14 protein-coding genes are annotated in these 24,251 nt (G+C 50.6%); 1 reads left to right on the top strand and 13 read right to left on the bottom strand.

From position 1 onward, the window contains the following. Window positions 1-136: 136 nt before the first annotated feature. The 8 genes from HZS52_RS24645 to HZS52_RS13070 form a co-directional block, all read right to left on the bottom strand. Window positions 137-4,279 carry a BspA family leucine-rich repeat surface protein gene (locus HZS52_RS24645; RefSeq protein ID WP_263364872.1) on the bottom strand — a complete coding sequence of 1,381 codons (4,143 nt, stop codon included), beginning with the start codon at window positions 4,277-4,279 and terminating at the stop codon, window positions 137-139. Window positions 4,280-4,504: 225 nt separating this feature from the next. Beyond that, window positions 4,505-7,543, bottom strand: coding sequence for a BspA family leucine-rich repeat surface protein (locus tag HZS52_RS13100; protein ID WP_190372934.1), 3,039 nt, complete (start codon window positions 7,541-7,543; stop codon window positions 4,505-4,507). Window positions 7,544-7,634: 91 nt separating this feature from the next. Then, entirely contained in the window at window positions 7,635-9,254 is a 1,620-nt protein-coding gene (locus HZS52_RS13095; RefSeq protein ID WP_190372933.1) for a hypothetical protein, read from the bottom strand. Window positions 9,255-9,794: 540 nt separating this feature from the next. Beyond that, window positions 9,795-10,463 (bottom strand): hypothetical protein, encoded by a 669-nt coding sequence (locus HZS52_RS13090; RefSeq protein ID WP_223827924.1) that lies wholly within the window; start codon window positions 10,461-10,463, stop codon window positions 9,795-9,797. Window positions 10,464-10,717: 254 nt separating this feature from the next. After that, a complete protein-coding gene (locus HZS52_RS13085) occupies window positions 10,718-12,769 on the bottom strand; it encodes a TonB-dependent siderophore receptor (RefSeq protein ID WP_190372932.1) in 2,052 nt (683 codons plus the stop codon). Next, window positions 12,766-13,380 (bottom strand): NBR1-Ig-like domain-containing protein, encoded by a 615-nt coding sequence (locus HZS52_RS13080; RefSeq protein WP_022522718.1) that lies wholly within the window; start codon window positions 13,378-13,380, stop codon window positions 12,766-12,768. Before HZS52_RS13080 ends, HZS52_RS13085 begins: the two co-directional genes overlap by 4 nt. A 211-nt stretch (window positions 13,381-13,591) precedes the next feature. Then, window positions 13,592-14,437 (bottom strand): DNA/RNA non-specific endonuclease, encoded by an 846-nt coding sequence (locus HZS52_RS13075; protein WP_223827923.1) that lies wholly within the window; start codon window positions 14,435-14,437, stop codon window positions 13,592-13,594. A 105-nt stretch (window positions 14,438-14,542) separates the two neighbouring features. Further along, window positions 14,543-14,818, bottom strand: a complete 276-nt coding sequence (locus HZS52_RS13070) for an Lrp/AsnC family transcriptional regulator (RefSeq protein WP_008958975.1) — start codon at window positions 14,816-14,818, stop codon at window positions 14,543-14,545. Window positions 14,819-15,166: 348 nt separating this feature from the next. Here HZS52_RS13070 and HZS52_RS13065 point away from each other — a divergent pair, with 348 nt between their 5' ends. Beyond that, window positions 15,167-15,481, top strand: coding sequence for a high-potential iron-sulfur protein (locus HZS52_RS13065; protein ID WP_022522716.1), 315 nt, complete (start codon window positions 15,167-15,169; stop codon window positions 15,479-15,481). An 80-nt stretch (window positions 15,482-15,561) separates the two neighbouring features. On the opposite strand, the gene HZS52_RS13060 is transcribed toward HZS52_RS13065, so the two are convergent. The 5 genes from HZS52_RS13060 to HZS52_RS13040 all read right to left on the bottom strand — a co-directional run bounded on the left by HZS52_RS13060 (window position 15,562) and on the right by HZS52_RS13040 (window position 24,090). Continuing rightward, window positions 15,562-17,130: a SpoVR family protein gene (locus HZS52_RS13060; RefSeq protein WP_190372930.1), complete on the bottom strand. Its 1,569-nt coding sequence runs from the start codon at window positions 17,128-17,130 to the stop codon at window positions 15,562-15,564. 44 nt (window positions 17,131-17,174) lie between these two features. Continuing rightward, a complete protein-coding gene (locus HZS52_RS13055) occupies window positions 17,175-18,461 on the bottom strand; it encodes a YeaH/YhbH family protein (RefSeq protein ID WP_009287655.1) in 1,287 nt (428 codons plus the stop codon). Window positions 18,462-18,499: 38 nt separating this feature from the next. Next, window positions 18,500-20,422: a PrkA family serine protein kinase gene (locus tag HZS52_RS13050; RefSeq protein ID WP_009287654.1), complete on the bottom strand. Its 1,923-nt coding sequence runs from the start codon at window positions 20,420-20,422 to the stop codon at window positions 18,500-18,502. Between the two features lie 293 nt (window positions 20,423-20,715). Then, entirely contained in the window at window positions 20,716-21,762 is a 1,047-nt protein-coding gene (locus HZS52_RS13045) for a threonine aldolase family protein (RefSeq protein WP_009287653.1), read from the bottom strand. Window positions 21,763-22,068: 306 nt separating this feature from the next. Next, window positions 22,069-24,090, bottom strand: a complete 2,022-nt coding sequence (locus HZS52_RS13040) for an NADPH-dependent 2,4-dienoyl-CoA reductase (protein ID WP_190372929.1) — start codon at window positions 24,088-24,090, stop codon at window positions 22,069-22,071. Window positions 24,091-24,251: the final 161 nt, after the last annotated feature.

The following is a 24,251-nucleotide window of genomic DNA, read 5'->3' as shown; positions in this document are numbered from 1 at the left end:
TACTAGAAGCCCCCGGTAAATAATCATTACCGAGGCCTTTTTTATTGGCCTAAACTTGGCATGTAGCTCGCGCGCTCAATAACCGAGCTGAGCGCACCGCCAACAAGGGGCAGTGCACTCAGTCTATCCACGGTATTTAGGCAAACAAATAGGTTTCCAGGTCGGTTTCAACGCCTACCAAGCTACTCCTAATCGCCTCCTCGATGTAATCGCCTACCTCTGAACGACTTCGCTGCTGGTGCTCGTCGGATTCGGTAAACGCCAGCACCATATCGGTCAGACTTGCGTCACCGCTTTCGATTATCGCTTGCCAGTACTGTTCACCTTCAGCATCTGGCGCGCGGTCGAGTACCCGGGCATAAAGCGTATCGATTAGCCCTTCCTCATCGGTTAGTAAACCTTCACTTTCCAGCAGACGTTCCGCTAGTGCTTCTGGAGACTGACCACCCTCTAGCCATCCGCTAAACGCTGTTTCATCAGGCACTTCGCCCACAAGGCCAGTGTGAAGTCGCACTAACGGCTCCGCAAAACCCAACTCATCACCAAAACCAAGCGACAGCATATCCATCTGCTCAAGGTTCACCCCCCAGGTCAGCAGCTTGGTGGCCGTTACAAAAGGTGCGCTGGTGTCGATATACTCATCGGAATTGACAAACGACAGTGCAATATCAGCTCGCTTGGCACTGTCACCTTGCAGGTTTTCCAACCAGTATTCGCGGCCGCTTTCATCCCCTGCACGACCCAGTACGGATTGATACAATGTATCCACAAAGGCCACATCATCGCTGCCCATGGCTTGTATCACAGTGCTGACCTCTTCGGCCGACATAAATGCTCGCTCGATATCGTTTAAGCTGCTCCCCGCGTTGAGCTGGGATACCCAGTACTCCAACCCTTCCTTGTCAGCAGCACGATCCAGGATACCGCTGTACAGCCGGATGATGGGGTTAAGTGATTCGTTAAGCTCAGGGTAACGCTTAAATGAATCTTCTTCACTTAGTGCTTCCGTAAGCTCGCTGGGCCACTGCCAACCTTTCTCAGCCAGCACATCCATAAAGCTAGCTAGCGCACTCGGCATGGGAGCGGGCTGGGGCGCAGGCGTAGGTTGAGGTGTGGGAGCAGGCTCAGGTTGAGGCGTAGGCTCAGGTGTAGGATCAAACTCAGGTGCTGGAGCAGGCTCGGGCTCCGGGGCCGGTTGAGGCTGCGGTTCAGGAACTACCACTTCTGCCGGTTGATACTCTATAGTTGACCCATCACTGCCCGAAACAAGCTGGAAAGCGGTGATATCAAAGTCACCTTCGAGACGGATCACCGTTTCATGGCTTCCATCATCAGTACTATCGATCTTCAGTATTGCGGAGCCTTCTTCAACGATGAGGTTTTCATCTTTGAGTTGTGACTTAAGAATATGTAGCCTATCGCCTACAGAAAATCCTGATATCGTGTCGCCATTCAGGTCACGAGCCGATCCGATAACCGAATTTCCAGTTCCCTGTAACATCATTATGTCTTCGGACGGGCCTGCAATATAAAGACTGCCAGCACCTGTCATCAGTGTTGAACCATCCTCGTGGGCAACAGCGATTGAGTGTTTTTGAACATCAAGAACCGGCTGTTCGCTCTCCTGAGTTTTTTTAGGGAATTTGATAATCGGCGGTTTGACTCCATCAACCATCCACTCACCAATAAAATAGCTAGATTTTATCACATCACCTATATACGGCTCGTCACTGAGCTCTATAGCCATTTCTTTAGTAAGCTCATATGCCTCGATGCCAAATTCACCAACAGCCTTAAACTTGTCGGCCGACCATTCAATCGACTCCCTCAAGACTTGGATCGACCAGTCAGCGATTTCAGAGATCCGCTCAGCACTCCATTCTTTTACATTTTCCCATTGCTGAAGAGTCCAGTTGGCCACTTCTGCTACAGTCTCTGCCGTCCAGGAAGCCATTGCCTTCCATTGCCCTAATGTAAACTCTAGCGTGGCTTTAAAAGTCTCCACGGTCCAATATGATAGCGCAGCAATTTTCTCAGGAACCCATTCCTTAATATTATCCCATTGTTTGCTTGTCCAATCAGAAATTTGCTCAATGACCACTTCACTCCACTCTGCAGCTGCTTTTAAACCCTCCAATCCTAAACTAAAAAAGCCTTTAAATGTTTCAAACCTCCACTCTATAACCGCACGTGAATCATCTGACCAAGCTTTTAAGACTACTGCAATAGCCGCTGAAAAAAGAACACCTTCATTTTTCAGACTAATCGCTTCCGAATCAAAAAAATAATCAAAAATAGGCCCAATAAATTTTCGCGATTGTTCGACAGATTCACGCTCCAGCATTAACTCAGCAAGTATCGATGAAGAAGGCGACCCAGAAAAAGGCAATGGATTAAAATCCTTAATTACATCCCTTCCTTTCACCTCAATCATGGCAATATGCATGACAAAAGTCAAATACTCTAAATTAGGTTTATCACCTGCAGTTAGATAAGAAAAATCCGGCGCACTTAGCTCATCAGAGCTTATTGTTCCTGCTATGGAATAATCTTCGCCAACACCCACAAGGGGGTGGCTTATTTGCTCAAAATTTGTCAGATCAACCGCCTGGATACTACCGTGACCAACATGCGATTCGAGAGCATGTTCTAATGGTAGAGCTGGATCCGAAATTGTTTTAATATCATAAAAGTTAACTTCTCCTTCGACAAACCGCTCTCCAGTCAAACTAACAATATCTCCACTTGAAATATGATGTGTAACCCCTGCTGATAAGGAAGGTACAAATAAATTTGCATCTATAGCCGCAATCCCCGGTGAATTGAATGTTTCAACACGCCCAACTTCTATATTAGCGTTTGTTGCCCAAGCAGCAAACATTTGTGCTTGGGCGCCACCTTGGCTATGGCCGGTAATATGTGCACCTGGGTTAGCTTTTAGCCACTCGCGAATCGCAGACCAGTTATCAATTGCTTCTCGAAAACCAACAGCCTCAGGATAAAAATTCTCATACCAATCCACCAATCCATCCGACGTACCACGAATAGCCAAGATGGGCTCTTTGGTGTCAGATTTTAAAGCGACAGCGCGAAATGAGCCTTTCAAGAACTCTTTTTCAATTTCATACCCGCCAAGTAACCCTCTGTCATATGCCGTCAACTTAGCAGCAAACTCCAGATCCCTGCTGCCAGGCTCTTTGAGTTCTGGTTGTGGCTCTAGACTGGACGCTAAACCAATGTTCACCTTAGCGCCATCAAACCCACTATTGCTATCCGATACGTAGTATCGGAAGCTGTCGGTACCGTTGAAGCCAGCACCTGGTTTGTATGTAAGTGTCCCGTCACCATTGTCGGTCACTGAACCATGTTCCGGGTCACCCCAGGAATCAATAGTTAGGTCATCCCCGTCTTCATCTCGGTCATTGGCCAACGGATCGAAGGTGACAGCGCTTGCCGTATCAGCCATTTCCACCAAGTCGATAATTGCATTGGGATTACGATTAGTGCCTGGCGCCCAGAGCGCATCGCCTTCGATTTTCCAGCCATAATCGTTGATTAGCGCATCGCGAGCTTCCTGCGCATGACTTGAATAAAGCAGCCCCTCCGCGCCCAGCGTGACGTTTTCTTGTACGCCACCTTCCATAGCCTGCTGGTACCAGCCATACAGCGTTGCGTCGTAGTTGCTAACGGACAGGCCAGAGTAATTCAGCATATCCTCCATATCGGTCACATTCTGGATTTCAAGCCCCGATAGGCTCTGATTGAACGCATCGGCCCAGCTGAACATTCCACTCATATCGGTGACGCTAGAGGTGTCCCAACCGCCGATAGCCTGATCAAACGAAGCGGCATGTTGGAACATATAGGCCATACTGGTGACTTTAGAGACATCCCAGCCGCCGATAGCCTGATTGAACGCTTCGGCCCCGCTGAACATGAAAAACATATCGATGACGTTGGAGGTTTCCCAGCCTCCTATGTATTGATTAAAAGATCTAGAACCACTGAACATGCTGTGCATATCGGTGACGATGGAAGTTTCCCAGTCGCTTATATCCTGATTGAACGCTTCAGCACCGATGAACATGCCCCCCATACTGGTGACGCTATTAGTATCCCAGCTACCTATATCCTGATTAAATACATTAGCTTCATAGAACATGTTAGTCATGTCGGTGACACTTGACGTGTCCCAACGGGTTATATCAGGAATGGGATTACCATCCGGGTCTGTGCCGTTTTCAAACCAAAGACGCAAATCAGTGTTAGATGCCGTCATATCCATCTCCTCAAGCCATGTCATCGCGGGGGGGGCTGCCACCCAGGCAGATTTATTTTTTAACCTATCAATCGATGTGTCTAACCGGATGGACATTGCACAAAAAATCGCAATAAACGTCTCTATTAAGCCGAGTTAAGATTTTTGCCATAAAAAAAGCGGCTACCCTTCTCAAGATAACCCCGAGGAAGAGTAGCCGCTTATGTCACTGCCAAGACGGCGCTATCAGGCGAAGATAAAACCTTCCGCCAGATATTTAGTCTGCATTTCGTCGGACGAAGCGACGTAAGCCATTACATCACCTTGATCCACCTGCTCAGTTTCCAGCGCTTCAGACCAGTACTCCAGCCCTTCAGCATCGGGTGTACGATCAAAGGCGTTTTGATATAACAAGGTCAAGAAGTCATCGTCGCCCAGGCTACCGTCGCGCTCGCTGATAAATTCGTCAGACTCGAAAAAGAAATCAGCAATCTCGAACACGCTACTGCCACCTTCACGAATACCGGCCCAGTAATCGAGACCGCCAGCATCCGCCTCACGATCAAATGCTACCAGGTAAAGCGCCTCAATCACCGACACCTCGGCGCTATCCGTCACTTCGCCTAATTCGACAGATACCACTGCTGATGACGCCGCGCCTTGGTCATCCTCGATGGAATACTCGAAGGTATCCTCAGCAGCCTCACCGGCCGAGGCTTCAAACGCAGAACCCTGGTCGTAAACGAAATCACCGTTTTCTTGCACGATCACCGTTGCGCCGGACTCCAGCTCAATGGCGGTGTCAAAAACCACGTCTAGTCCATCAATAGCGGTAATGACAATCTCGTCACCATCAGCATCCTGATCAGCACCGTTACCGTTATCCGCCAACAGGTTACCGCTCACCAGCCAACCGAATCGCCCTACCAAGTCGTCGTTGTTCGCCACAGGTGTCGTATTTTGCTCTATATCAGGCTCTGGCTGCGGTTCTGGCTCAGGCTGCGGTTCTGGCTCAGGCTGTGGTTCTGGCTGTGGTTCTGGTTCAGGCTGCGGTTCTGGTTCTGGTTCTGGTTCTGGACTAGATGCCAAACCAATCTTCACTGTCGCGGTATCTGTCCCACCATTGCCATCGGAAATGGTATAGGTGAAGCTATCCTTGCCGCTGAAATCATCGGTAGGCGTGTAGGTCAGGGTACCATCACCATTATCAGTCACGGTGCCATTAGCCGGGCCACTCCAGGAGTCAATGCTGAGTTCATCCCCATCTTCATCGCGGTCATTGGCCAATGGGTCAAAGGTAACAGCGCTTGCCGTGCCAGCCATTTCCACAAAGTCGATAATCGCATTGGGATTACGATTGGTGCCTGGCGTCCAAAGCGCATCGCCCTGAATATCCCAACCAAAGTCGTTAATCAGCGCATCGCGGGCTTCCTGGGCGTCGCTTGAATAAAGCAACCCCTCCGCCCCAAGGGTTACATCACGTTGCACACCGCTTATCAGAGCTTGCTGCTGGCTTGAATAACTCAGCCCCTTTTCGCCCTGGGTGATATCACTTGAGGTAGCCCTTAGCGCACTGCTTGCCTGAGCCTGCTGATACCAACCATTCAGCGTAGCGTCGTAGTTGCTAACGGAAAGGCCCGAGTCATCTAGCATTCCCGCCATATTGGTCACATTCTGAATCTCAAGTCCCGACAGATCCTGGTCGAACGCATCGGCATCTTCGAACATGGAACTCATATTGGTAACGCTGGAAGTATCCCAACCACCAATATCCTGATTAAACCCATCTGCCTCACGGAACATGGCATACATATTTGTGGCGTCAGAGGTATCCCAGCCGCCGATATCCTGATTAAACGCATCTGCCTCGCTGAACATGGCAAACATATTTTTGACGCTAGAGATATCCCAGCCGCTGATATCCTGATTAAACGTGCCCGTTCTCCTGAACATGCTCTCCATAGTGGAGACGCTGGAGGTGTCCCAACCACCGATATCCTGATTAAATGCATCGGCGTCCCAGAACATTCCACCCATGTGGATAACGCTGGAGGTGTCCCAACCGCCGATATCTTGATTAAACGCATCTGCCTCGCTGAACATGGCAAACATATTTTTGACGCTAGAGATATCCCAGCCGCTGATATCCTGATTAAACGTGCCCGCTCCCCTGAACATGCTCCCCATAGTGGAGACGCTGGAGGTGTCCCAACCACCGATATCCTGATTAAACGCACCGGCGTCCCAGAACATTCCACCCATGTTGGTAACGCTGGAGGTGTCCCAACCGCCGATATCTTGATTAAACGCGCCCGCACCTCTCAAAATCTCGGCCATACTGGTGGCGCTAGAGGTATCCCAGCCACCGATATCCTGATTAAACGCATCAGCGCCCCAGAACATTCCCCCCATGTTGGTAACACTGGAAGTGTCCCAACCGCCGATATCCTTATTAAACGCGCCCGCTCCCCTGAACATCTCAACCATGCTGGTAACGCTGGAGGTGTCCCAACCACCGATATCCTGATTAAACGCGTCTGCCCCCCTGAACATGCTGCCCATAAAAGGTACACTGGAGGTGTCCCAGCTACCAATATCCTGATTAAACGCCCTAGCCCCCAAAAACATAGCGGTCATATTAGTGACACTGGAGGTATCCCAACTGCCGATATCTTGATTAAACACATCCGCACCATTGAACATACTATCCATATTGGTGACATTAGCTGTGTCCCAGTCGCCGATATCCTGATCAAACGAGTTGTTGCTAAGGAACATGAAAGACATATGAGTAACGCTGGAAGTGTCCCAGCGACCAATATCCTGATTAAACTCATCGGCATCCCAGAACATTCCAACCATGCTGGTAACGCTCGAAGTGTCCCACCCCCCGATGTCCTGATTAAACGCGCTCGCCCACCTGAACATGTAAAACATATGAGTAACGCTAGAGGTGTCCCAGTCACCGATATCCTGATTAAAGGCTCGGTTATTTTCGAACATGCGATTCATCCTGATGACACTGGACGTGTCCCAACCACCTATATCTTGATTGAACGAAGTTGGGGTGTCATAGCCATCTCCTTGGAACATACCATCCATATAGAGAACGTTGGCGGTATCCCAGCCACTAATATCCTGATTAAATGCTTCTGCTCTGGCGAACATAAGCCCCATATCAGTGACACTGGCGGTATCCCAACCGGTTATATCAGGAATAGGATTGCCATCCGGATCTGTGCCGTCATCGAACCAGTTACGCAAATTTTTGTCAGGTGCCGTCATATCCATCTCCTCAAGCCATGTCATCGCACTATGTATGCCATCAAGGCAAATTCATTTGATTCAGTCTTAATTCATGAGACTGCCAAATCTATTAACGAGAATTACAAAATAGTTCGGCATTAGAACGATTCAGTGGAATCCCTTTGAACTGATTGCCTAAAGCGAAACCAGCGCTGTCTTTCCACTGCCCAGCATCACTTTGATCATAAAAGACGCTATACCTCCCCTTACCTCGACATTCCAATATCATGATTTTATTTCCCGCACTACTTCTATAGCCACCATCATAAAAATTAACCAAAGAAGATGACGAGTTAGCATTTGAACTTAAACTGCTAGTACGATTACTGACACTACTTACTGATTCATCTTTTGAGTCATCTATGTACACTGGTCGCACATTACTAAATATGTAACGGCGTTCAGCTATAGATCGGTAGCCAAATCCATTAAGCCCTTTCTGTATCTGCTCAGTTTGTCCACGTGCAATCTGTTGCAGCACAAGCTTATCTCTCTCAGAAACGGCACACCGATGGCTCTGATAAGTAACTATTTTTTCAGACGCATACTGATTAGGATTTTCTAGTGACAAACCCAAACCTTCGAAGAAACCAACACGCTCCCTATTAGTCACCTGCTCCGCAGGCTCACATTGCACTTGTGCCGTTAACTCTATTGAAATGGAGTTTTTTCTTGAAGAAACAACCAAATTATATATATCTCCTTGATTATACTCACTGACCGTGTAGCCAAATCGATCAAAAAAGTGTCGGTATTCATCTGAAGACATAAAACTATTTAAGCTCAAATTTTTACCAAATTGGTCTGACCTAGAGATGGCTTCATAAAAATATTGATTATTACAATCCTGGCAAAGCTTAACATCATCAAAAAAACGTGAAATAGTAGAAAAATCTTTTATTGCAAATATAAAATATTCCTCAAAAAAACGCTTATCACCTTTAATACTCCCTTCCCTGACATCAGATAGGTGCGCATTAAAGTACGAAATATCACCTGACAAAAGGTAAAGCAAATAATTATTTTCCACTCTGCTTATTAACTCATCGCTTTGTCCTAAGAAACCAACCAAAGCATCATGAAATTCATAACCTTTGTAAAAATCATAATCCAAAAAGAAATAATTTAAAATATCGATCAACTCGTCATCACTTGCCGTCTCAACAATTAACCCAAAAATATTTTCTCTATTAGAAAACTCTAGATTGCTTATATTTTTAGCATAAAGCATATCAACACTTAATGCACGCAAAGCAATAACCGTAGACTTAAACTCTTGAGCCAATTCCATTAGCTTAGGCTTTAACATCTTATTAACCAGACGAATAGAATATACAGTATTCTCATTATAATTATTAGCCTGTGGATTTCTCACCCTTTGTTGACCAACATTATGAATATAGTTATAGAACCATTCACTTTCTGCAGCCTCTTTATCAAGAAGCTGAGCTATACGCTCAATTGTCACATAACTATACTTTTGGCTTGGGTATAAATCTATGTAATCAAGTACAGCTTGCAAGTCATTTGCGAGAACAAATGTGCGAAAATCTTTATAATCTACCCCATCAAATGCTGCGTATTGACCACTCCAGCCCCCAGTACCGTCCTCCCTATAAAGCTCAGGGTACATCATGCGACCACAAGAGCTTATAGAAAAACACAATAGTATTATGATAAAAATATGCATTATATAACCTTATAAGAAAGAACATTCATGCCAACATAGCGTAAGCATCATATAGTCGGTACATGAGTAATTTATCTTTTTGAAATGACTTGGAATTATTATTGAGTAACATGGCAGTGTGTCTCCCGGATATTTTTGTACTATTCGCTAAGTGTAAGCTATCAAGAAAAGTGTCTAACCGGCTGGACACTGCCGCAAAAAATTAAAAAATGCACTAGCATTAGCACTATTTGGTGGCACTAATGCGCAGCATACGGGGATCGCCAAAGCGTAGGAAATCATTGGCGGCGCGGTTGGTGACGTAGGTGAGATCGGTGAGGCGTTGAATGCTAGTCTGGATAGACGGGCCGTGTATGGGTTGCCCATGGGCGCCTGTGCAGTAAGTACAGCGCCTTTATCTACATAACACAGGAACAGACATCATCTCCGGCGGCTTCGAGCTGAGATGAGTCTGGATCAGATAAATTTCAATGACTCTGTCCCCATTGACCACGAAAGGGGGCGACATCCCCCCTTTCACCTTAGTGATTACTCTTCCAGTTAAAACGTATAAGTAATGCCAAACACAGCCACTGGGAACACAGGCAACTTATCAATGTCGTCTTTGAGTTTTTGTTCTTCTGCGCGGATATCTTGCTGAAGAACTGGGTCTACGGACTCCTGATTACTGCTCGTCCTTAGCGATACATCCGTATCGGTAGCCACTAGCCCAAGCTCAGAAAACAGCGCCAGACCCGCTTTATGGGAGCTACGCCAGCCAACGCCCACATACGGTTGAACACCGTCAGTAAGGGTAGCATTACCAATCACCGAGCCAATCTCGCTAGCGTTGTAGCTTCGGTTGTTAAGTTCATACACCGAGCCATCTTGCGGGTTACCTGTTACGCCGGCTTCAATATCCGGCATCATAATACCTGCTGAGAGAAAGAACCTGCCAGCGAAGGGAAAGTAATCCAACTTAACGCTAGAGGCTTTTAGGTCAAAGTCGGTATCGTAATTGACGCCATCCTGATTAAAATCGGTGTCATAGCTTAGGCCATCGGTATAACGCCCGGTCACCGCGAGATTTTCATTAAAGCGCCAGGAAACATCTGCCCCTAAGCCAGTCATACCCGCCAAAGCCCCCACAGATACCCGAGGCTCAAACGCATGAGCATTAGTCGCAGCGACCAGCGCTACGGTTGCAATAACGCTTGCGGTTCTTTTCATCATCATGTGTCCCTTGCTGTTTTATCATCGCCTGCTCAATGGCAGGCTTGTTGGATGTGACGAAAGGCTTGTCAGTATGTTTAGCGGCATAACGCCACTGCCAAAGCACCTACGTCACTTTTCTATCGCTTGGTGTAACCTGTGCATTCACACCATCAGTGTGAATTCGTTGACGGTTAAGAAAAACTACCAAGAAGAGTGTCTAACCAGTTGGACACTGCCGCTAAAAAGTTAAAACAAGCGGCAGTGCAGGCCTAAAACTGCTTGGTGGCACTAATGCGCAGCGTGCGTGAATCACCAAAGCGCAAGAAATCGTCGGCGGCGCTGCTAGTGACGTAGTCAATATCGGTGAGGTTTTGAATGCTGGCTTGTATTGAGAGGTCGGGCATCGCCTGCCAGTGGGCGCTTAGGTCGTAGCGGGTGTAGCTATCCACATAAAAGCTGTTAGCCCGGTCACCGGGGCGGCTGCCTTGGTAAACCACACCCGGCGTGAGGGTTAGCTGACTGATCGGCTGGTAATGCAGCAGCAAGGAGTGCTGGTGGGTGGGAACGCTGGGAAAGCGGTTGCCTTCATTGGCATCATTGGTTTTCTCCAGTCTGGCTTCCATATACGTCGTGGCGGCAGTGGCTTGCCATTGATCATTCAATTCAATGCTTAGATTGGCTTCAGCGCCTTTCACCGTTTTCTCGCCCGCCAGCACATAGCGTTCAGCTATTTCCAGGTCGCGTACCAGCAGGTTGTTCTGGCGAATGTTAAACAGCGCCATATCCAGCGTGGCGGAGGGAGTCGGCTGCCAGTTAAGCCCCAGCTCGTGCTGAACACCACGGCTGGGGTCAAAGTAATTAGCGTTTTTATCCTGACCTTGATTAGCCAGCCACGACTGACTATAGCTGGCGCGCAAAGTTAGCTGGTCATCAAGCGCCCAGGCCAAGCCAGCGGAATAACTCAACGCGCGGTTATCCGCTTCGCTTGTGCTGGAGTTTCCGCTCACATTGGTTAAACGATAATCCGTATAACGTGCGCCTAAAGAGAGGTCAAGCGTATCGGTTAGTTGACTTTTCTGACTCATTAATAGCGCAGATTCCTGCCAGTCGATATTGCCACTCAATGGGGTTAGTTGGTCTTGACTGGGTAGTGAGACGTCAAAATCCGGCTGATAAATATTCAGACTAAAATCGTATGATGAAACGGCGTCATCATAAGTTGACTGAGTTTCATGGTATGCCAGCCCCACGGCGGTTTCATGGCGCAGCCCGCCCAGTGCGTAGTCGTAATGCAAGCTAAGCTGACCGGTGTTTTGGGTAAAGTTTTCATCCACTTCCCGGTAGTAGCCTGGCAAGGGACTGTCTTCGTCGGCCATAAACCAAAAGCCAACCCGCTTCTCTTCACGTTGACCGGTAATGCGCCGGTAAATACCTTCTAAACGAAGGTGAGATGCAAGTTGAGTGTCACTTTGCAGCTCAAAGCGGTGGTATTCACTTTTCGCGAATGAGGCGGGATGTACATAGGAGACATCATAAACCGGCGAGCCCTGAGCATAGACATTGTCAAAATCGTAGGGATAGTTCTGGCGACTATATTCCCAGCTACCAGTAAGCTCGGTGCTCTCTCCCTGCCACGCTACGCTATTGAGCAACGTTACCGGGCTTGAGTCTACGTTTTGCTTATCGCTATTAAGATGACGAGCCGCCAGCACAGTGCGGTAAGCCCAAGCACTGTGTGGTGCTAGCGGGCCGGTAGAATCCACCACCAGCGCTTGATAATCATCGCTACCCAGGCCAGCAGTAACGCTAGTGCTTGGCTGGTATTGCGGCCTTTTGGGAATAAAATTGACCGAGCCCCCTGGCACCCCAGCGCCATACCATGCGCTGTTATGGCCCTTGATAAAGTCTACCTGCTCGTAAGTGGCCGGATCGCGCACATAATAGCTCTGGTTATCCAGTACTCCATCCAATAACAAACGTCCACCTAGCGGGAACCCCCGTATCGAGTAGTCTTCCCCCATCCCTGCACCATTGCGGCTGGCTTGAACGCCTGGCACATAGTCACTCAGGCTTACCACAGAATTTGCATTGAAACGGTCTAAAAAATCAATGCTTAGGGTATTTTGCGTTTGATGGAATGGAGTTTGAGTTGTAGTGAGGCCAACCTCTTGATTCACTAACACTGGGGCATAAACAATTTGGGTCGCTAGCTCGACGGGCTGCTGGTTGTCATTTGCGGACACGGCGAATACAACGAGAGTATTTCCAATGGTTAACAGCGCTTGCCTAGGCTTGACCATGGTGGGTTTATTTAATGTCACAATGAGCACACCTTAACAATGCAATAGAGCGGCAGTTTGCCTGGAAAACATAGCTTGCCGTTGGCATCAGTGGCTTTCCATTCCGATTTAACAGTACAAGGCAACCCAGGTGCGGTTAATGTAACGGACAGCAAAATTTTCTCGCCTGGTACCGTTTTAGGAATGGCTATCCGGGGTTGATCAGGTTGGAGCCCCATGGCCATGCCACCTACTTCGACAGGTGCATCCTGACAAACTAAAAATAAGTTTTCCCAAGGGACTTTGCCTGTATTCATGACCGCCCATGTTTTTACAAAGGTTTGATGCGGCATCACAGACGAGTAATCCGGGTAAGTAACATCCTCGATAAAGGCGGTGCCCGCTTGGTGAGTAGTCGCCAGCCTACCGCGCATGCTTTTATGAAAGTAGGGATGAATAATGTCGAGCGGGTGAACACCGAGTGCCGAAGAGAGACGAATTAACGTTGAAAGCTTGCTCTCTGCCACGTCCCCACTGAGCAAGTTATACAGGCTTGCACGAGAAATACCTGCCCGCTCGGCCAACTGGGTTTTGGTGAGATTAGACTGTTCAATTAGTTCATTTAACGATGTTGAAAACCGTCTCCCACTCATAAAGGATAGCCTTACAATTAGATGTGCTTGACCTTCCTGATCGCACACCCAAGAGGTTTTTTTGAAATCATCCTTTAAGCCATTATCATGATAATTAAAGCAAAATTCAATAAAAATTAATTTTAATTAAGTCTAAATTAGATGTCATTAATTTAGGGTGAGAAATAGAAAAGCGGAACAATATGGCTTGGATACAAAAGGCATTCGACAACTATTGATACCGCCCCGGCCGCTTTGCTACATCTTCCAGCGCCCACCCTTGTATACGCAGCTCACCTTCCAGTACAGCCTCAAGCTGTGGTGTCAGGTCGGGGAAGAAGTCAAGCCCTGTGCGTGCCTCAATCTCATCGATGGTCACCAAATAGTCATCCAGCGGCTCATTGCCCCGAACGTCTTGTGGCATGATGAACGCCAACGCCAATGGTGCCTCGCTGTGGGGCGCCACTATGATCTTGTAAAAAGCCGAAGGCACTTCGACCAGCCCCACCCGGTTGAACACGTTATCCATAAAGTGTTCTGGGTAAATGGGGCCGGTAATCACCTGCAACCTTTCAAAGCGTGGCGCAAAGTGATCCATCACCGTTTCTTCTAACCGCTGCCAGAGCTGTCGGTTCAGATTGGGCCGTTGCGGAGACATATTGCTCATTAGGAAGGTATCGACCTGAGCGCTGCGCCCATGCACCGCTGCAATGGCGTAGTTGGGTGCTAAATGGCCTCGGTCGTAACCGCTACCGGCGTAGCTGTCGGTGCCTATCGGCCATAGCGTGCGCCAATCGGCTTGAAAATTTGGCCTTGGGCCGATGCTCGAGTCGTCTACTGCTTCAACCTGATAACTTACCCATAGCGGATTGACCCGCACATCGGACCAGCCTACCAAGTAGCCATCATTGCGCAGCACTCGGTGCATCGTAGTGGGGCGAAACTCCTCCCACGTGGGCACCCCCATCCAGGTGTAAGCATCTTTATGCTGGCGCTCCTGAAACTCCCACAGCCCTGTGCCAACTACCACAAAAAGCACAGTAATGCCCAGGCGTCGCCCCTGTCGACGCCAGCTCAAAAGCGATGTTCCCAACAGACTTTCCCCTTGTTAAATGCTTACATTAGCGCTTTTTCATTTTCACTGCGTTCGTGAACGCTTTGTGTGTAACCAAATAATAAAGGGCTACCAACCCAAAGAGAACATGGTTTCAAGATCGTGGCGGGAGTGAACCTGCATGGCATTCAGGGTTTCTGTATCGCTGATACCTTCTACGGCGTTCAGGCGCTCAGTCACCAATTCAGCCAAGCTTTCAAAATCACGGGTGCGAGCAATGGCCACTAAGTCGTAGCGGCCGCAGGTGGAGTACACCTCGCTAATGCCCTCCACATCGGCCAAGCGCTCGGCCACGGCCTTGACCTGGCCTTTATCGGTATTGATTAAAATGACTGCGTTTTGCATGGCGCGCCCCTTAAGAGAAAATGGTCATAAAAGTAGTGTCAAAGCTGGGCAGAGTATAGCAGCGACGAGGAAGCGAGCGCAGCACCCGGCGACAGCGTGACCAATTGTCGCTATTCCAGCAGCACTATTCGCACAACCCTTATACATCCGCTAGCATGTAGTTTAAGAATAGGGTTGAAAACGGCTGGCCTAAATTGTAGTAGGTTGAAAAAAATAGTAGGTCGAAAATACAACTGATTGAAAGATGTAGCAGAGAGCTCCGGCTTATAAGACTACGCGGAGCACAAAGAGGTGGATAACCACCCAACAACGTGACCAAACGTCAGACCGTGACGATAAGGAGAAATCATGGCTAATAAGAGCCGTCGTGACTTTATGCGCAACAGCATGTTGGGTCTTGCAGCCCTTCCACTGGGAGCTGGCATTCTTTCTAAAACTGCTTTCGCCCAAGAGCTGCCGCGTCTTGATCCTTCCGCAAGCAACGCCCAAGCGCTTAACTATGTAGAAGACGCCAGTGAGGCCAGCGATCATCCCGCTTATGAAGAGGGCGAACGCTGCGATAACTGCATGTTCTTTAATGCAGACACTGAGGGTTGCCAGCTATTTCCGGAGAATAGCGTAGCACCCGCTGGCTGGTGCCAATCCTGGACTGCTCAGGCTTAAGCATTTAAAACTTGATAGTCGTATAAGCACCTCTACCCCGCCATTTGAGCGGGGTAGTTTTGTTTTAGTCACACTAGCAACTAAGAAGCCGGGCTTTCATCCTCTACCGGCCAATGAAAACGCCGCGTTACCCGTCCCTCTTCCAAAGAGACAAGATGAACAGGGAAGCCCCATAGCTGCTGTAGATGGCGAATCACCGGATAAACACTGCGGCCTAATGGGCGGCGACTATCCTGCACGTGATGGAGTGTTAGCGAGCGATCCCCACGAATAGCCGCTTCAACCACTTGAATATTGGGTTCGCGGACAGAGAGCGCGTACTGAGTGGCAAGCGCTTCCCGAACCTGGCGGTAGCCCTGTTCGTTATGAATTGCTGCGACTTCAAGGGTCTCCACCTGATCGTCATCCACCACCAAAAACAGCTTATGGTCGCGCATTACTTTCGGCGATAAAAACTGCTGAATAAACGACTCATCCTTGAAGTTGCGCATCGCAAACTCCAGCGTTTCCCGCCACGGAGTGCCTGCAATATCAGGGAACCACTCGCGATCCTCATCGGTGGGTGCTTCGCAGATCCGCTTAATATCCATAAAGATTGCAAAGCCAAGGGCATAGGGGTTAATCCCACTGAAGTGAGGATGATCAAACGCTGGCTGGTTAATGACCGCCGCATGAGACTGTAGAAACTCCAGCATTAATCCCTCATCGACATTGCCATCATCGTAGAGCCGGTTCATCAGCGTGTAGTGCCAAAAGCACGCCCAGCCCTCATTCATTACCTGGGTCTGCCGCTGAGGATAAAAATACTGCGCCAACTTGCGCACAATCCGCACGATCTCACGCTGCCAAGGCGCCAGCAGCGGCGCATTTTTTTCAATAAAGTAGAGCAGGTTCTCTTGAGGTTCCGGAGGATAGTGGCCGCCGCTGTGCAAGCCCAATGGGTCATCGTCAGCATGCAGGCCCCCCGTTGACAGCGGTGAATCGCTGATAGGTGCCTCAGGAATGGTACGCCAGAGCATATTCACCTGGGTTTGCAGGTAGCTTTCACGCTCCTCCTGGCGCTTCGCTTCTTCCTCGGCAGAGATCGGCGAGGGCCGCTTGTAACGGTCGACCCCATAGTTTTGTAGCGCATGGCAAGCATCCAGTAACTGCTCAACGGCCTGCACGCCGTGGCGTTCTTCACACTTGGCGATATATTTACGCGCAAACACCAGGTAATCAACAATTGAAGAGGCATCGGTCCAGGTGCGAAACAGGTAGTTACCCTTAAAAAAGGAGTTGTGGCCGTAGCAGGCGTGAGCCATCACCAACACCTGCATCATCAGCGTATTCTCCTCCATTAAATAAGCGATGCAGGGGTCGGAATTGATCACCAGTTCATAGGCTAAACCCATCTGGCCACGCTTGTACGCCTGCTCGACGGCTAGAAACTGCTTGCCGAACGACCAGTGGTGATAGCCCACCGGCATGCCTACACTCGCATAGGCATCCATCATCTGCTCGGTAGTGATGACTTCTATCTGATTAGGATAGGTATCTAGCCGATACTCATCAGCGAGCCTGGCCAGCTCCGCATCAAAACGCTCCAGTACACTGAAGTTCCAATCGGAGCCGGTGGCAATCGGCTTACGCTTGCGGGTCGCACTCATAGCCCCCTCCTCTACACGCGGTCACTAACCTGTATACAAGGTCACTAGGACTGGCTTAAGCGGCGCTTAAACAGTTCACGAAAGACCGGATAAATATCGCCCGCCTCCACAATTTGGCGCATGGCAAAGCGCTCGGGGAACTCTTTCACCACACTTTCGTACTCATGCCACAGGGACTGATGGTCATGGGGCGTGATCTCAACGTAGGCGTAGTATTGCAGCTGCGGCATCAACTGTTTGACCAGTAAGTCGCGGCAAATATTCGAGTCATCATCCCAGTTATCACCATCGGACGCCTGGGCCACATACAGATTCCATTGGCCAACGGGATAGCGCTTTTCGATGATTTTATTCACCAGGTTCAGCGCACTGGAAACAATCGTACCGCCGGTTTCCCTTGAGTAGAAAAACTCCTCCTCGCTAACCTCGCGGGCGGCCGTATGGTGGCGCACAAAAACCAGCTCGACTTTCTCGTAGTGCTTCTCCAAGAACAGATAGAGCAGCAGGAAAAACCGCTTGGCGATGTCTTTATGGTTTTGGGTCATCGAGCCGGAGACATCCATGACGCAAAACATCACTGCTTGATTGGAGGGCTGCGGCTGGGCGCTTAGTTGATGGTAGCGCAGGTCGTAGGTGTCAATAAACGGTACGCCCGCGATGCGCTTCTCCAGGCGCTCAATTTCGGCTTTCAGCTCGGCAATGCGGGTGGGATTACGCAGCACCGTGTCCTTGCGTTCTTCGGCCTCCAGGGCATCAATCGCCTCTCTTAACGCCCGTTTAATCGGTGCGCGCATAGCAATGCGCCGAGCATAGGCTTCGCGCATAGAGCGGGTAATGCTAATCCGCGACGGCACACCGTCCCGGGAGAGCCCCGCCCGCACCATTTTGACCTCTTCAAGCGATTTCAACGGTTTGCGCTGCAAATGGGGCAGCTCTAAACCGTCAAAAACAAACTCCAAAAACTCTTCGCGGCTCAGCGTAAAAGCGAACTCATCGACGCCTTCACCCTGATTAGAGGGGCCGCCCTCGCCTGCGCCACCACCGCCCCCCTGCCCACTGGGGCGGCGGATTTTATCACCGGCGACAAACTCTTTATTACCGGGTGAAACGATATTACGCGCCCCACCCGGGCCATGCTGGAAGACCGGCTCGGAGATATCCTTTGCCGGTATCGAAACGTTCTCACCACGCTCCATATCCGTAATCGAGCGGCGGTTAACGGCCTCTTCAACCGAGCGCTTGATATGCTTACGGTAGCGCTCCAAAAAGCGCTGCCGGTTCACCGCGCTTTTATGTTTCGCGTTCGGCCTTCGATCAATAAAGTAGGTCATACGACCTCCTTAAACGCTCATCTTAAGCACACCATCCATTACTGGGACTTGCGCACGCGCAGATACCACTCGGATAGCAACCGCACCTGTTTTTCGGTGTAGCCGCGATCGACCATCCGCGCCACAAAGTCTTCGTGCTTTTTCTGATCCGAGCGAGAAGCCTTGGCATTGAACGAAATCACCGGCAACAGCTCTTCGGTATTGGCGAACATTTTGTGCTCGATAACGCCCTTGAGCTTTTCATAGGACTGCCAGCTCGGGTTCATACCGTTGTTTTGCGCCCGCGCCCGCAGCACAAAATTGACCACCTCGTGGCGGAAGTCTTTGGGATTCGAGATACCCGCGGGTTTTTCGATTTTCTCCAGCTCTTCGTTGAGCGCCTGGCGGTCTAGCAACTCACCGGTCTCATGATCACGATACTCTTGATCCTGAATCCAGAAATCTGCGTAGGTCACATAGCGGTCAAAGATATTCTGGCCATACTCGCTGTAGGATTCGAGGTAAGCGGTCTGGATCTCCTTACCAATAAAGTCCACGTAACGAGGCGCCATATATTCTTTGATAAAGCCCAAGTAGCGCTCAAACACTTCCGATGGCAGCTGCTCACGCTCCAACGCCTGCTCAAGCACATAAAGTAAATGGACTGGGTTAGCGGCCACCTCGGTGCTGTCGAAGTTAAATACCTTAGAAAGAATCTTGAATGCAAAGCGGGTGGAAAGCCCCTGCATACCCTCGTCAACGCCTGCGGCGTCGCGGTACTCCTGAATCGACTTGGCGCGAGGGTCGGTGTCTTTCAGATTTTCACCGTCGTAAACGCGCATTTTCGAGTAAATATTGGAGTTTTCCGGCGCTTTTAGCCGTGACAGTACCGAGAACTGGGCCAGCATGCGCAGCGTGTCCGGTGCGCAGGGCGCGGCGTTAAGCGAGGAGTCTTCGAGCAGTTTCTGATAGATCTTGATCTCTTCAGTAACCCGCAAACAATAAGGCACCTTGACGATATAAACCCGGTCAAGGAACGCTTCGTTATTGCGGTTATTGCGAAACGCCTGCCATTCCGACTCGTTGGAGTGGGCCAGGATCACGCCATCAAAGGGAATCGCCCCCATGCCTTCGGTGGGGTTGTAATTACCCTCTTGCGTCGCGGTAAGCAGTGGATGCAGCACCTTGATCGGCGCTTTGAACATCTCCACAAACTCCATCAGCCCCTGGTTAGCACGGCATAAACCGCCGGAGAAGCTGTAGGCATCCGGATCATCCTGGGAGTAAAGCTCCAATTGGCGAATATCGACTTTACCCACCAGCGACGAGATATCCTGGTTGTTCTCATCCCCTGGCTCGGTTTTGGAAATAGCGATCTGGTTAAGCCGTGATGGGTACAAACGCACTACCCGGAACTGGGAGATATCGCCGCCGTACTCATTCAGCCGTTTTGCCGCCCAGGGCGACATTACGCTGCGCAAATAGCGCTGTGGGATACCGTACTCTTTCTCGAGCAGTTCGCCGTCCTCTTCGGGTGAGAACAAGCCAAGCGGCGACTCGTAGACCGGCGAGCCTTTAATGGCATAGAACGGAATCCGCTCCATCAGCAGCTTAAGACGCTCTGCCAGCGACGACTTACCGCCGCCCACAGGGCCAAGCAGATAGAGAATCTGTTTGCGCTCTTCAAGCCCTTGAGCCGCATGGCGGAAGTAGGAGACGATTTGCTCAATGGCCTCCTCCATACCGTGAAACTCGGCAAAGGCTGGATAGCGACGAATCACTTTATTGGAAAAAATACGTGATAGACGCGGGTCTTTCGCCGTGTCGATCACTTCAGGCTCGCCTACGGCTTCCAGCATGCGCTCGGCGGCGCTGGCATAAACCTTCGGATCACGGCGACAAAGCGCCAGATACTCCTCCAGGCTCATGTCCTCTTGCTGAACGCGGGAAAAACGGTCTTGAACGTGATCAAAGATGCTCATGAAACTCTCCTGTGGCCCATCCCCAGGCAGTCACCGTCAAGCCAAATGTTTCGCAACGGCGTGCCAAACGAGGTGTCGCTTTTTTAGCGTAGTCAGCATTAGCAAAAAGTGATGACTAAAACCTTCAACGCAGCAGCGATATAGATAAGAGAATTATTCAGACGAATAGTTGCGTTAGTCCAAGCATCTCAAATAAACGCAAAGCGCTAAAGCAGTGATGTAGCTGCTTTAGGCAGCGACATCACTAGGTCAAAAGCGCCCAACAGCGGCAAAAAAGAGAGTAACTGACGGCTTTAACGCTCAAGTACCGCGCGAATATCGGCCAATAGACCATCCAGCAATTCAACGGTGGTGTTCCACGCACATACAAAACGCGCGCCACCTGCGCCAATAAAGGTATAGAAGGTCCAGCCTTTAGCTTTCAACGCTTCAATAGCGTGGGGCGGCAATTCAACGAACACGCTATTGGCTTGGGTAGGGAACATTAGCGATACGCCGGGTAGCGCTTGCAGCCCTTCCGATAGGTAGCGCGCCATCTCGTTGGCGTGCTGTGCGTTGGTTAACCAGGCACCACTTTCTAGTAGCCCTAACCACGGCGCTGAGACAAAGCGCATCTTGGAAGCCAACTGCCCTGCCTGCTTGCAGCGGTAGGAAAAATCTTCGGCTAATTCACGGTTAAAGAACAGAATCGCTTCGCCAAACGCTAAGCCGTTTTTGGTACCCGAAAAACACAGCGCATCCACTCCCACCTGCCAGGTAATTTCTGCGGGAGTGGCATTTAGACTGGCGCAAGCGTTGGCAAAGCGGGCGCCGTCCATGTGCAAGCGCAAGTCATGTTTATCGGCAATGGCACGAATCGCCATGAGCTCTTCCCGGGAGTAGAGCGTGCCCACTTCGGTGGCTTGCGTGAGCGATACCACTTTAGGTTTTGGGTAGTGAATATCGCTGCGCTTGGTGACCAGCGCCTCAATGCCTTCCGGCGTTAGCTTGCCATTGGCACCCGGAGAGGTCAGCAGCTTCGCTCCGTTAGAGAAGAACTCTGGACCGCCGCACTCGTCGGTTTCGATATGCGCCAGCTCGTGGCAAATAACGCTGTGGTAGCTGCGTCCCATTGCAGAGAGTGCCAGGGAGTTAGCGGCGGTGCCGTTGAAAACGAAGAAGACATCGCAGTCGTAGTCAAACATCTCGCGAAAGCGATCCGCGGCACGGGCTGTCCAGAGATCGTTACCGTAGGCCAAGTCATCGCAACGATTGGCTTCTAGTAGATATTCCATCGCCTCCGGGCAGATACCGGAGGTGTTATCACTGGCTAAAAAACGCGGGCTACACTCCGAGGTCATGACGACAGTCCTTTTATCTGGCGATCGAACGGCGCGAGCTGGGTGCCACTCGCGCCTTTAATATCTAGCTATTCTTAATAACTAGATTAGTCATTTAGTCTATCGCCATTTATGGGCTAACGTCACCCGCTCAACTCACCTACACAGAACTATCTCGGGACACGTCGGTGGCCGAGGGCAGGTTTCCGCGAGGGCGCTGTGAATCCGTCCATGGACGCTACTTTCGCCATCCATGGCGAAAGACCCTCGCTTCAACCTGCCCTCGAACATGGTGAATGGGGATTTATGAAATTTACTCTATCCAGCCTATAGGCTAGCGGCCAATCGAGTGCCCTGCTCAATTGCCCGCTTGGCATCCAGTTCGCTAGCTTCATCCGCGCCGCCGATTATATGTACCACCGCCCGTGCGCGCTCCAACGACGCCAGTAGATCGCGCACTGACTCCTGCCCGGCGCACACCACAATGCTATCCACGGCAAGTACTTGGTCAACGCCATCGCGGCGAATATGCAGCCCCTCGTCGTCGATTTTGAGGTATTCGCAGCCGGTGAGAGTTTTCACTCCCCGCTGCTTAAGCGATGCGCGGTGAACCCAACCGGTGGTTTTCCCCAGATACTTGCCAGGCTTGGAAGTTTTACGCTGGAGCATGACAATTTCGCGGGGAACCACTGGAGCCGTCGGCGCTTTTAAACCGCCCCGCTCGCCGACTGCCAAATCAACGCCCCACTCGTCGCACCAGTCGGCAATGTCCAAGGCTGGGTGGCCTTGGTGGGCCAGCAGTTCGGACACATCAAAACCAATACCTCCCGCGCCAATCACCGCTACTTTACGCCCAACACGCTCGGGAGATTCAATCGCTTCGGCGTAGCTCAACACCTTGCCGTGGTCGTGACCTGGAAGATTGAGTTCCCGGGGCTTAACGCCGGTGGCCATGACCACCTCATCGAAAGCGGCGAGGGTTTCTGCGCTTGCCGTAGTGTTTAGACGTACTTCTACCGCATATTTCTCCAGCATCACCCGGTAGTAGCGCAGGGTTTCATTAAACTCCTCTTTGCCGGGGATCTTACGCGCGTAGTTAAACTGCCCGCCTAGCTCACTGCGCTGTTCGAACAGCACCACGCTGTGTCCGCGGCTAGCGGCTGTCACGGCCGTTGCCAGACCCGCGGGCCCACCGCCCACTACAGCGACGCGTTTAAGGGTTTGCGCGGGCTCTATCACAAGCTCGGTTTCATGACAGGCACGGGGATTGACCAAACAGGAGGTCAGCTTTCCGGCAAAGGTGTGATCCAGGCAGGCCTGGTTACAGGCGATACAGGTATTGATCTCTTCAGCCAGGCCCTCTTCGGCTTTGCGTACCCAGGCAGGATCCGCCAGGAAAGGCCGCGCCATGGAGACCATATCCGCGTGGCCCGCCGCTAGTACGCGCTCGGCTACCTCAGGCATATTGATACGGTTGGTGGTAATCAACGGAATCGACAACGCTGATTTGATCCGCCGGGTCACCTCGGTAAAGGCAGCGCGGGGCACGCTGGTCACAATGGTGGGCACCCGCGCTTCGTGCCAACCGATACCAGTGTTGATCACGTTCGCCCCGGCGGCTTCGATCGCCTGGCCCAGCGTGACGACCTCTTCCCAGGTGCTGCCCTCTTCGACCAAATCAATCATCGAGAGGCGGAAGATAATCACAAATCGTTCACCCACCGCTTCGCGAACACGGCGCACGATCTCAACGGCAAAACGCATCCGGTTTTCAAACGCCCCGCCCCACTTATCGTCACGCTGGTTGGTACGCTGACAGATAAACTGATTGATCAGATAACCTTCTGACCCCATGATCTCAACGCCATCGTAGCCCGCCTGTTTGGCTAAGCTTGCGCAGCGAACGTAGTCAGCAATTTGTTGCTCAACCTCATCGCTAGAAAGTGCTCTAGGCATAAAGGGATTGATCGGCGCCTGGATAGCCGAAGGTGCTACCAAATCCGGCGAGTAGGCGTAGCGCCCGGCATGAAGAATCTGCATGCACAGATGACCGCCCTCAGCATGCACCGCGTCTGCCACCTGGCGGTGTTCTGGCAACTGCGCCTCATCAACGAGCGCGTGGGCGCCCTGGAATACGGCGCCTTCCGCATTAGGGGCAATACCGCCGGTGACGATCAGGCTAACCCCCTCCCGCGCACGCTCGGCATAAAATGCCGCTAAGCGTTCAAAGCCATTGGGCGCCTCTTCCAAATTGGTATGCATAGAGCCCATCAAAACGCGGTTGGGCAGCGTCAAATGGCCAATGGTCAGCGGGCGAAAAAGGTGCGGATAGGCGGGCGCACGGGTCATCACGGTACTCCTTGGTATTATTAGTAACAGTGTTAAAACGCATTCAAACAAGCGTATGACATACTCGCCGCAACGTACAGACCTTTACCTATCTGAATATTGCCAGGTTTGCCGTTCTCCCCCTTGCCCAGTGTGCAAATTCGCGTCACATTACCCGGCTA

Origin of the sequence: Vreelandella titanicae (assembly GCF_014697095.1) — a bacterium.
GTDB classification, from domain to species: Bacteria; Pseudomonadota; Gammaproteobacteria; order Pseudomonadales; family Halomonadaceae; genus Vreelandella; species Vreelandella titanicae.
Note: the sequence above shows the minus strand (reverse complement) of the source record. Positions and strands in the feature narration are given on the sequence as shown.